This window comes from Ignavibacteriales bacterium (genome assembly GCA_016709765.1).
Lineage (GTDB): Bacteria > Bacteroidota > Ignavibacteria > Ignavibacteriales > Ignavibacteriaceae > IGN3.
Window position 1 is genome coordinate 842,296 of sequence record JADJMD010000012.1, and the last position, 11,546, is coordinate 853,841.

Genomic DNA, 11,546 nt, shown 5'->3' on the forward strand with positions numbered 1-11,546 from the left:
TGGATATCGCTTCAAAAAGAACTTGTATTTGCTGGTTGGATTCTCGTAATCGCTTACAGCGCAGTGATTTTATTTTTTGTAATTCGCGGTGCACTTAAAAATAAAAAACATAAGTGATTATGCGGTTGGCAATGTTGCATTCTCCCCGATTGCTGTAGGCCTAGCTTTGGCAGCTTCGATGACGAGCGCTGCTACATTTATAATAAATCCAGGGTTCATTGCATTTTATGGAATTAGCGGAGTTATTTCTTACGCAATTGTTATGCCTATTGCAGCAATGGTATCATTGGTTTTACTTACTAAAGGATTCCGTAAACATAGGCAGTAGCGTAAAAGCTCTAACTATGGCTCAGTGGATGGGAACAAGATATAAGAGCAGAGGCTATTCCTTATTCTTTGCATTTCTTACACTTCTATTAATCACTTTTATTGTTTTGATATGTGTTGGATTAACAAAAGTTTTATCCAAAACTTTAAATGTAAGTGAACTTTCTATTCTAATAGGATTAGTTGTTTTCATCTTTGGTTACATGATGTTTGGTGGCGCGAACTCAATGGTGTACACTAACACAGTACAAGCAGTAATTATGATTATTGTTGCGTTTATATTGCTTGGGTCAGGTTATCACCATTTTTCAAATGGCATCTATGGTTTTTTAGATAAGCTTGCAAGCATTGATCCCAAACTTGTTCAAATTACAAATGAAAGTAGTTTTTTATTTCGGGATTATTTCGAAATAATTTTCGCTCAAATTGTAATTGGAGTTGCAATTGTTTGTCAGCCTCATATAATTACTAAATCACTTCTATTAAAAACTGATAAGGATGTAAATAGATATTTAACAACAGGAATAATTACACAAATGCTATTCTTTCTGGTTGTGATTGTGGGACTTTATGCAAGGATTGATTTTCCGGATTTAATAATTAATGGAGCACCATTAAAATTAGACGGTATTGTATCGGCTTATGTGGTTAGAGAATTTCCTGTTTACATTGGTTTAATAGTTGTGATGGGATTAATCTCTGCAGGTATATCAACTCTGGAAGGACTGATTCAATCTGTTTCAACTTCCATTACGGCTGACATCATAAAACCGTTATTTGGAAAATATTTTCCAAATGATGACAGGAAGAACTCCGCCGCAACTATTTTAACAAACAGAATTGTAATTATATTTATTGCTATTATCTCAATATTTCTTTCATATGATCAATTAGTTAATCCTAATTTAAGTGTTGGCATCTTTGCACAGAATGGTGTATACGCTTATTTCTCAGCGGCGTTTGTTCCAATTTTATTTGGGATGTTTTTAAAAGACACTTCAAAGGCTGCAGTTATTACAGCCTCATTAGTTGCAATTGTTGTTCATTTTAGTTTTTTCTATGGAAACATTAAGGTTCCGTTTAGCATTGCAACGGGACAAAATCCTGGTGTCTCTGCTGCAATGGCAATTTCTGCATCACTACTTGTTGGAGGATTAGTTTATTTCTTTACCAGGAGAAAAACTGATGAATAATTTTCAAATTGACTGGCTTGCTAATTGGGCAAAGTACACACCAAATAAAATGTTCCTTCGTGAACATCAACGGGATGTTCAATGGAATTTTCTTGATTTCAACTTAAGAACAAATGCATTAGCAGAATATTTACTTGATCAATACAAAAATTAAAAAGGGTGATCGCATTGCAATTTATTCTAAGAATAAATCTGAGCATAGCAATTCTATTTCTAGCTTGCATTAAAATTGGTGCATTGCTCGTTCCATTAAATTTTAGATTGATACCTCGTGAACTTGATTCTTTAATTAACGATGAAACCAAAATTATTTTTTTACGATGAAGAGTTTATAGATCACATACCGAAACTTTCTTCACTTAAAAAAATAAATGTCGTCCATTCTTTAAATGAAATCACAAGATTTTTATTAGAAAATAATGTTAAGTCAGATTTTGTCTCAAAAGAAATATTAACTGAAAATGATTCAGTGATGATTCTTTACACTGCTGGAACAACGGGTCTTTCAAAAGGTGTTATTATAACACATAAAATGTTATTCTGGAATTCCATCAATACAGGATTACGACTTGATCTTCACTCAAGTGATCACACACAGAGTTTTGCACCTTTTTTTCACACAGGCGGTTGGAATGTATTATTTACCCCCTTTCTTCATCACGGCGCATCGCATACATTGTTAACACAATTTGATGCTGATTTGATTTTACAATTGATGGAACAAGAAAAAACAACATTGCTCTTTGGTGTTCCAACAATGTTACAAATGATGTCTGATTCACCTTACTTTAAAAAAGTTGATTTGTCTAAAGTTAGATATGCAATTGTTGGTGGAGCCCCAATGCCAATCCCACTAATCAACATATGGCATAAAAAAAGGTATTTATATAAGACAGGGTTTTGGTTTAACAGAAGTCGGCCCGAATTGTTTTTCTCTTCATCAGGATGATGCAATTAGAAAAAAAGGATCAATCGGGTTTCCAAATTTCTATATCGAGACAAAAATTGTAAAAGAAGATGGAGGTGAATGTACTAAAAACGAAGTTGGCGAGCTATGGTTAAAATCTCCAGTTGTTACGCCGGGCTACTGGAAAAATGAAAAAGAGACAAATAAGTCGATAACAGATGGCTGGTTTCATACAGGTGATTTAGTAAAACGTGACGCAGAAAATTATTTCTATGTAGTTGATCGTAAAAAGAATATGTACATAAGCGGGGGTGAAAATGTTTTTCCGGCTGAGATTGAATCCCTATCTATATACAAATGATAAAATAAAAGAAGTTGCAGTTATTGGTGTTGAAGATCAAAAATGGGGTGAAGTAGGTAAAGCTTATGTTGTTCTAAAAGAAAATTGTACTGCTTCACAAAATGAAATATTAGAATACTGCAAGGAAATCTTGCAAAGTATAAAATTCCAAAACATATAGAGTTTATTGATGAGCTTCCTAAAACCGAAGCGGGAAAAATTGATAAAAAGAAATTAATTCAAAGACACTTAGATTCATTAAATAATAATTAAATTCAATAAAAAAGGAGTTCTTATGAAAAACTTACTAGTTTTATTCCTGTTTGCTAGCCTAACGTTTTTATACTTTGGTTGCAGTAAAAGTGAAGACAATCCTATCGTTACACCACCTGCTGATGATGTAATTGTTAATACCTGGATATCAGAAGGTGCTGGTGTTGCCCCTGGATTGGTTACACTTTTTAAAGACGTAAAAATTACAGCCACTTTTAATTTAATAATACATATACTGTCATAGCAACAGATAGCACTGGTGCTCAAGTAACTTATTCAGGATCATATTCTGTATCGGAAAATACCGGGACAACTATTCGCTCAATTACTTTAAATCAAACAGTTCCAACTTCTGTTACATCACAGGAATTTATCAAGTTGATTCCAAGGGAATGATGAAGTATGAGGTTATCCAAACTACTCCCGCAATCACAGGCTTTACGGCCCCAGTTGCTTCAGAAGGATTTGGAAGCACCAAATATTTAGGCACGCCATTAGGAGCGACTTATATTCAGGGATTTGAACCAACTAATCCAACTATTGAGCTATTATTAGGAAACTGGTTATCAGATGGTAATAATGTCGCTCTTGGTCTCAAGTTAACTTTGAAGACTAAAAACATAACTGCCACATTTAATGCAAATAATACTTATACTGTAGTGGCAACTGACAGCAGTAACGCTACCGTTACATACCTGGTACATATTCTACAACTGCTAATTCAAATACTTCAATAAGAAATATTACTTTAAATCAAACAGTTCCTACCTCTGTAACATCAACAGGAATTTACCGTGTTACAACGAATGATCTTAAATATGAAGTAATCCAGACCAATCCGGCTATAGCAGGATTTTCAGCTCCAACAGCATCAGAGGGATTTGGAAGTACAAAGTACAATGGTTCACCATTAGAATAATGTGGATCCAAACATTTATTTATCAATAAAATTTTTACCTGACGGCGGACTATTCCGCCGTCTTTTTTATGACTATTAATCATTGGAGGTTAACCAATGAAAACATTTTACTATTTCAGTTTGTGTTATTTCTATTGATCGGAAGTCTTTTTGCTCAGGATGATAATAGACTAAAAGATCCTGCACCAAAAGAATTTCAATTTATAGGCTACTCCTTTACAAGAGCAACAGGTTCAAATGTTACTCCCACAAATGATATTTTGCAGGGACAAGTAATTGGAAGATTATTCGGTCAAAATTCTACCAACACAATTCCTCAAACATCCGTTTATGCAGAACAAAGATTTGTTCCTTACTTTGTTTACAAACCTTCTATATTAGATGGTTTTGCTACATTCAGGGGATTATTTAAGATTGATTATACCTGGGGCGATCAGGCTTATGGTGTAGGAAACAATCGTGGCGGTGCAATTAATGGTGGCCAGGTAAACTTGCAAACATTACTTGCAAATGTGGATTTAAGACCTGAAAATTCTGATTGGAATGTTGTTTTAAGGATGCAGCGTTTGTTTGATAACGTTCGTGATCCTAATGTTAAACACACTTCAAACTGCGCAAACCAGCGGATGTAAACTTTCCTTCTGGGGCACTCAAGCAGTTGGTGCAAGTTTGTTTTACGATCTATCGCCGGTTACAAAAAGTAGATTTAGTTATTTCCAATTGTGGGAAAATGAAATAAGCAAAGACGATGATGTGACTCTGTGGATGTTTGATGTTGAATCAAGAGTACAGCCTTTGTTAGAAGTTGGTGGCAGCTTATGGTACGTTTGGGATAGGGGGTAAAAATGCGGGCGGTATTTCAGTGCTTGGCCAGGGATTAACAAGCACTGGCAGATTATAATGGGGCTACTAAATTAGATTTGCCGGAACTAATCAAAAATATCAGGCTGATCTTGGATGGATTGGCGGCAGAGCTGCTTATAACAGAGATTTTCTTGCCGGAAGAATTTGGGCTGATGCGTTCGTTATAGCTAATGTTGGTATAATTGATACGGTAGGTACATCAATTAATAAAGCTGCGGATGTTTTGGTGTAACCGCCAATTTTAGTGCAAGTTATAAGTATGGACAGACTGCAAACGACAAAATTTCACTCGAAGCTTTTATACACCCTCAGGAGATGATAGACGGTGTAGCGACGGGAAAATAACAAGTGTAATAACTGGAAATGTATATGGTTCACCTGTTGGAAATATATATAGTTCTCATAGAGCGCTAATACTTTTCCCTGATGCCCAAGTTGTTAATAGATATTATTCTGTTGTTCATGATATTTCTAACATGGGTCTTGGAGTTACAGCTGCTTTCTTAAATTTATATAAGAACTTTATTCCAAAATAAATTCGTGGTAAACTGGGTATAGCCTCAGCTTTATCAAACCGTAACCCCTGGGGGTGGTGATTCATATAAGGTACTGAGGTTAATGTTGAATTTAAATACATCGAGAAAGTTTTCTTAACACTTGGTGTTAGTGCTATTTACTGTGCGCTTGGTGATTTTTTAATGCACCTTCAGACACTTACTCAAATTCTCGCCCTAAAGACATCGATGTGGCGTTTTGCAACTTAGCTGGATAATGTTTTTTAAGAGGAGGCGTATATGAAAAAATCTTTGCATCCAATCAGTATGTTCAGTATGCTTTTATTAGTAGGATGCTCGGGTGGATATCTTGTTGGGATAAACCAGCGTTAGAGTTTTCTGATATTGATTACGGTTATCAAATAAAAAACTGTATTAAATAATCCTAAATATCTTACATCGATCAAGGCAATGGAGTAAAACTATTATACTTGTTCATGGACTTGCAGTAATGCAGGATTTTGGAGATATAACATTCCTGAACTTGCATAATACTATAGAGTAATTGGGAGATCTTCCAGGTTACGGAAAATCAGAAAAGGGAGATTATTCTTATTCAAATGTCATTCTATAGATCAAATTAAAATCATTGATGAGTTAAAACTTAAAAATGTTGTTTATGTTGGTCATTCTATGGGTGGGCAAATTGGAATTAAACTTGCGAGAAAATATCCAACTTTACTGATAAATTAATTCTTGCATCACCTCTGGGTTAATGAAGAATTCCAGAGAGGCGAAAGTGATTGGTTAAGAAGTATTGAGCAATTAAGGTGTAAATCACAACCAATAAAGGAATTAGAAAATTTATCAATAAGTTTCTACAGTTGGGAGGTGACAAATGGGAGTGGATGGTAGAGGAAAGAGTTCGAATAAGAAAAGCATCCCGGATTTTGATGAGTTCTGCCCCCGTTGTACGTTGTGTAAAATGGAATGCTAGATGAACCAACATTCGATAAACTTAGTTTAATCAAGACTCCAACATTGGTGATTTATGGAAAGTATGATGGATTGATTCCTAATCCATATTTAAATCCCGGTTTTTACATCTGATGTTTTTGAAAAGGTGCTGAAGATATCAAAGACGTTAAACTTGTTGAGTTAGATGAAGCAGGTCATAGTTACAAATCGAAAAACCTGATGAATTTAACAAAGACAGTTTTAGATTTTCTACGAAATAGTTTACATTTGCAGATAGCTACCTTTGAATTAAGGAAGCATACTTACAGATATGAATTTTGTATTCTATCCAAATCAAATATCCTTACTCTGAAAAATTTATAAAAGTAAAGATTACGAAATCGCCTATATCGATGAAGGTAATTCTGAAAATATTCTACTTTTTATTCACGGACTCGGTAGTTATTTAAAGCGTGGGGATAGAAATATTCTGAATTAAAAAAACATTTCAGATGTATTGCTTTGGATTTGCCTGGGTATGGAAAATCGAGTAAACAAGTTCATTCCGGTAAGGATTAGTTTTACACAGAAATGCTTAAAGAATTCATTTCAAAACTCCGATTAAAAAATGTTTCTCTTGTCGGTCATTCTATGGGTGGGCAAATCGCTTGCTTCATATGTTATTTCGTTTCCAAGATAAGGAAATTAAAGGCTTATTCTGTAGTTTGCACCGGCGGAGATTTTTGAAACTTTTAATAGTGATGAAATCGAATTATTAAAGAAGATCATTTCACCTGAGATTTTGTTATTCAAAACTTCAGATAATCAGGTAAAGATTAAATTATCAAATGAATTTTTTAGATGCCAGTAGAGAAGCAGAAGAAATGATTTCAGACAGAATAGCAATTAAAGATGATGAGAATTTTTAATCACTGTTCTGTAGTGTCAAATTCGTATTTGGATTATTAAATGCTCCTGTTTTTGATCGTTTAAATAAAATTAATATTCCCACATTAGTATTATTTGGAAAAATGATTTGCTTTATTCCAAGTAAATCAATACATCAAACAACGACAGAGGAAATTGCTTTAATTGGATCATCACAAATAAAGACAACAAACTTTTACTATTAAATGATTGCGGACATTTTTTGCAGTATGAAAAGCCAGAAGAATTTGTTATCAGCTTTATCTCCATTCATAAAATAAATTTTAGAGTTACAAATAAAATTAGAAATTAATTAAAACTTTCTGAATATTTTTGATCACAGCTTGCGCAATTACATCTGCAACACTCTAAATAACTTAACATACTGCTTGATGATACTAAATGATAAATTGTGGCATCATCAGGTTCACGGAAAAATGTGACTTTAAAATACTTTTTCTATTCTCATCTCTTTCTCTTTTAATATATTCCATCGCGTTTGGCTTAGAATAATTAAAAACTTCCTGAACGTGTTTTAACCGTTGTTCAAGTGGAGCAACCAATCTTATGTAAAAAACAGTTCAGCGAATTTTGATATTATAATTGCACTACCCTACCAACTATTATTGTCTTTCCAAATTTTGCAAGTTGCAAAATTATTTCTATTGTTTTATGAATGATCGTCCATTCTGAAGGTTTAACACCAAGTAATTCATTTACCGCATCAGAAATATGACTGTATTTGTCTTCAACGGTAATATAGTTGGCAAAAACTTTTGGTAGTTGAAATTCTTCAATTACTTTATTCAGCAGTTCTTTATTAAAAATACGTCCATGGATTATCTGAATCCTTTGTTCTTGGCTGTAAAACTACTAATTAGTTTTTCAGAAACTTCGTATGAGCCAGAACCTGTCTGGCGAGATATTATGTCTAAGGAAAGATTTCTTTTTAAGTTCAGAATCTGAGGAATGGCTTAATGTATTGCTTACATTTTTCGTAAGAACCTATTGTTAACATAATACACCGTCCTTCCACTTTTATTTTTTGGGTAACGAGTATTTGTTTAGTTAAAGCACTATTTGCAGAATGTTTCCATTGATAGTTTAACATTTTTTTAATTAAAGTCAATCAAGTAAAGCTTCCTTTTATGGCTGAATACTAAACCAACTTTTAATTCTTTCTAATTCTAACCCGTTTGATGGATTGTGAAAATATTCATTCTTTGATTTATCATAAAATAATCTTTACTCCAATCATCCGCATTATGAACAATTTGTTTCATACCATCTAAAAAAAATATCTAGTTCTTTATCAGTCATTTGTTGGATGAATCGACATTCTTACCTTTCGGGCTTCTGGAAAGATCACCGTGATCAATTTTATCGGCAGTAATAACTTTAGAATGATTTGGATCAACGTGAAGTAAATAATGCCCATAGGTTCCAGCGCACGAACAACCGCCTCTAACTTGTACACCAAAACGATCGTTCAATAATTTTACAATTAAGTTGTAGTGGATATTTTCCACATAAAGAAATTGCGCCAAGTCTGTGTTCAATATTTTCAGCAAGTATGTGGAGTGTTGGAATTTTTTAAATCTTTTAAATACAGCTTTTACAGAACTCTTCCTCCCTAGCTCTAATTTTATCCAACACCCATTTTTCTTTTAACTTTATGCAAAGTGCTGCTTTAATAGTTTGAAGAAATGCAGGGTCCCACCGTCTTCACGGGCTTCTATGTTTGCTACAAATTTATGTTGTCCCCAGGGATTTGTCCAATCAACTGTGCCGCCACCAGGTAAATCAAGGGACTTTATTTTTATAAAGTTTGGAATCAAAAACTGGAGCTCAGGTTCCCAGTCCGCCTAAAAATTTATGAGGTGAAAAATAAACTGCATCAAGTTTAGCTTCAACATCAGAAGGATTGCATATCTATTTTAACGTACGGTGCAGAACAATGAAAATCTATAAAAAGAATTAACCACCGTACTGATGAATCATTTTTGACAGTTGATAATAATCCAGGCTCTATTCCTGTTACGTTTGAATGATAAGTAAATGCCGCAATTTTTAAGATTCTGTTTTTATACTTATCTAACTTTTTCTTAAAATCATTAAAATCAACTAAACCGGCTTCGTTGGGATTGATTACAATTACATCCGCAATCGTACTCCAACCATGTTTGTTTGATTTGAATGATGCTCCATATGAAGTTATAGATACAACGGGCTTTTTAATTCTGCAGGAAGTTTTAAATAATCCGCGCCTAGTTGTTCAGGAATTTTTAATCCAAGCAGCCTTTGGAATTTGCAAATAACAGTAGTCATTCCGGAACCAACTTCCAATTATTATATCATCTTTGTCACGCATTAACGTGCTCTTTAATAATTTTACTTAAGAGCTTCATGATATGCAAAAGTCATTGTTGTGCCCGTTACACTTGCCTCCAGAATGTGTGTTGCCAACAAGTGGGCCAAAAGTCTTGCAAAGTTTTTCTTCAATAGGCTTATACAATCTTCCGCTTGCAATCCCAATCGGCATAAGTGTAATTTTTTAGCGCCAAATGGTGTTTCAAATGATGTTTAAATTCCGATGATGTTTTTCGATATTGTGAAAAATATTCTTCTAATTCACTCATACTAAACCTTGTTCTTTCTTATGCGAAATATAGTAATTTGCTTAACAAGGGAATCATTGGATTTTTCGGTGAATCTTTTTAATTAAATTTAACAGCCTTTTTACCATTAGGAATATTTTATGAAACGTTTACCACAAAATATTATTTTGATAATATTAATGGCTAATAGTAGCTATTTTCCACAAAAAACGATATTAATTTAAAGGTGTTGACTCTGTAATCAATAAAGCTATTGATGATAAAGCTTTTCCCGAAGTGCAGTTGTATTAGTTTACAAAGATGGGAAGATTATTTATGAAAACCTTTCGGAAATTTTACTTATGAAAAACTTCACCAATGGTTACAGCAGAATACAATTTACGATTTAGCCTCGCTTTCAAAAGTAGTTGCCACTGCAACTGCGGCAATGCCTTGTTGTGATAGAAACTGTTTCGCTCATTGATAAGGTTGTAAAATACATTCCTGAGTTTGGCGTTAACGGAAAAGAAAATATAACAATAGGAAATTTGCTGATTCATAATTCAGGATTAACAGCGTGGAAAAATTTTACGAAAGAGATTTAACTCCAAATGAAGGATTTTAAAGGAAATTTATTCCTCTGAGTTAAGAATATAAAACTTCGGAGAAAAACAGTTTATTCTGATTTAGGAATCATAACACTTGGAAAATTATTGAAAAAGTAACCGAAAAAAACTTTAGATGTTTTTTGTAAAGATGAAATATTTATTCCGCTTAGTATGAACTCGACATTTTACAATCCAATTGATTCTGTAAAAAATTCTGCGCCAACCGAAATGAATTAATTATTGGAGAATGAAAACTTTACAGGGCGAAGTTCACGATGAAACTTCGGCTATGTTAAATGGAGTAGCAGGCCACGGGATGTTATTTTTCAACTGCTAATGATATTGCAAAACTAATGGATGTATTAATGAATAAAGAGAAGTTGGGTAACAAACAGTTTATTCAGCAGAGCACAGTTGAGTATTTTACAAAAAAGTATTCTAATGAAAGCTCAGGAGCAATTGGTTTGGGATACTAAATCTGAAACTGGCTCATCATCAGAGTTTTACTTTTTCTTCAAATTCCTTTGGTCACACAGGCTTTACAGGCACTTCTATTTGGGCTGATCCTGAACGTAATTTATTTGTCGTGTTTTAACTAATCGTGTTTATCAACCAAGAGAAAATGGTAAATTAGGAAAGTACGCGGAACTTCATAACACAATTATTAAATGTTTTGAAAAGAATTAATGAAGAATAGTTTTATCTGCCAAAACAAATTTTTGGTTTTTAAGTTTAATTGTATTCCAATTTACTTAGTTTTATTTTTACCAACAATTAATAGTGATGCAAAAATTCATTTTGAGAGAAGAGAATAAAACATTTCTAAAAATAAGGTTTCAAAATCAACAAATATTTTTGATTTAACCGATGAAGATAAAAAGTGAGTTGATAAAACATTGGCATCAATGACGTTGTATGACAAGTGCACTCAAATATTTATGCCGCCGCCATGTTTGTTAAAACTCTCAAACAATCTTCAAAGAAATTTAAATTGCTAAAGAATTAGTTCAGGTTCATGGTATTGTGGTGGAAGTGTAATCTCAACCGGTGATGTTGACGAAACAGCATCAATGATAAAGCGAGAGTTACAAAAAGTTCAAACATTCCTTTGCTTGTTTGCCCGCGAATTTTGAGAATGGA

General features: G+C 33.5%; 7 protein-coding genes and 4 pseudogenes. 9 read left to right on the forward strand and 2 right to left on the reverse strand.

What is annotated here, in order from left to right:
- The first annotated feature begins 3 nt into the window (after positions 1 to 3).
- The 4 genes and pseudogenes from IPJ23_09695 (at position 4) to IPJ23_09710 (ending at position 3,777) form a co-directional block, all read left to right on the forward strand.
- Positions 4 to 1,520, forward strand: a pseudogene (locus IPJ23_09695) (sodium:solute symporter).
- Positions 1,513 to 3,040 (forward strand): annotated as a pseudogene (locus tag IPJ23_09700) (AMP-binding protein). The pseudogenes IPJ23_09695 and IPJ23_09700 overlap by 8 nt, the downstream one beginning before the upstream one ends.
- A 22-nt stretch (positions 3,041 to 3,062) precedes the next feature.
- A complete protein-coding gene (locus IPJ23_09705; GenBank protein MBK7630953.1) occupies positions 3,063 to 3,284 on the forward strand; it encodes a hypothetical protein in 222 nt (73 codons plus the stop codon).
- Positions 3,285 to 3,432: 148 nt separating this feature from the next.
- Entirely contained in the window at positions 3,433 to 3,777 is a 345-nt protein-coding gene (locus tag IPJ23_09710) for a hypothetical protein (protein ID MBK7630954.1), read from the forward strand.
- A 52-nt stretch (positions 3,778 to 3,829) separates the two neighbouring features.
- On the opposite strand, the gene IPJ23_09715 is transcribed toward IPJ23_09710, so the two are convergent.
- The gene (locus tag IPJ23_09715) at positions 3,830 to 4,042 is read right to left on the reverse strand and encodes a hypothetical protein (protein MBK7630955.1); all 213 of its coding nucleotides are present in this window, start codon (positions 4,040 to 4,042) and stop codon (positions 3,830 to 3,832) included.
- On the opposite strand from IPJ23_09715, the gene IPJ23_09720 reads away from it, so the two are divergent.
- From IPJ23_09720 to IPJ23_09730, 3 genes are all read left to right on the forward strand, one after another.
- Positions 4,028 to 4,591 (forward strand): hypothetical protein, encoded by a 564-nt coding sequence (locus tag IPJ23_09720; protein ID MBK7630956.1) that lies wholly within the window; start codon positions 4,028 to 4,030, stop codon positions 4,589 to 4,591. The genes IPJ23_09715 and IPJ23_09720 overlap by 15 nt on opposite strands.
- A complete protein-coding gene (locus tag IPJ23_09725; protein MBK7630957.1) occupies positions 4,551 to 4,802 on the forward strand; it encodes a hypothetical protein in 252 nt (83 codons plus the stop codon). Before IPJ23_09720 ends, IPJ23_09725 begins: the two co-directional genes overlap by 41 nt.
- A gap of 1,079 nt (positions 4,803 to 5,881) precedes the next feature.
- A complete protein-coding gene (locus IPJ23_09730; protein MBK7630958.1) occupies positions 5,882 to 6,070 on the forward strand; it encodes an alpha/beta fold hydrolase in 189 nt (62 codons plus the stop codon).
- Between the two features lie 2,277 nt (positions 6,071 to 8,347).
- Here IPJ23_09730 and IPJ23_09735 read toward each other — a convergent pair.
- A pseudogene (locus IPJ23_09735) lies at positions 8,348 to 9,840 on the reverse strand (aminotransferase class V-fold PLP-dependent enzyme).
- 416 nt (positions 9,841 to 10,256) lie between these two features.
- On the opposite strand from IPJ23_09735, the gene IPJ23_09740 reads away from it, so the two are divergent.
- Together IPJ23_09740 and IPJ23_09745 are read left to right on the forward strand one after the other, a co-directional pair.
- Positions 10,257 to 10,403 (forward strand): serine hydrolase, encoded by a 147-nt coding sequence (locus IPJ23_09740; protein ID MBK7630959.1) that lies wholly within the window; start codon positions 10,257 to 10,259, stop codon positions 10,401 to 10,403.
- Between the two features lie 472 nt (positions 10,404 to 10,875).
- Positions 10,876 to 11,093 (forward strand): annotated as a pseudogene (locus IPJ23_09745) (serine hydrolase).
- Positions 11,094 to 11,546 lie beyond the last annotated feature (453 nt).

What these genes read in the sequence shown, in the direction of transcription:
- IPJ23_09705 (MBK7630953.1), top strand. Translation starts at nt 3,063, where the DNA reads ATGAAAAACTTACTAGTTTTATTCCTGTTTGCTAGCCTAACGTTTTTA.
- IPJ23_09720 (MBK7630956.1), top strand. Translation starts at nt 4,028, where the DNA reads ATGACTATTAATCATTGGAGGTTAACCAATGAAAACATTTTACTATTT.
- IPJ23_09710 (MBK7630954.1), top strand. Translation starts at nt 3,433, where the DNA reads ATGATGAAGTATGAGGTTATCCAAACTACTCCCGCAATCACAGGCTTT.
- IPJ23_09725 (MBK7630957.1), top strand. Translation starts at nt 4,551, where the DNA reads ATGTTAAACACACTTCAAACTGCGCAAACCAGCGGATGTAAACTTTCC.
- IPJ23_09715 (MBK7630955.1), bottom strand. Translation starts at nt 4,042, where the DNA reads ATGATTAATAGTCATAAAAAAGACGGCGGAATAGTCCGCCGTCAGGTA.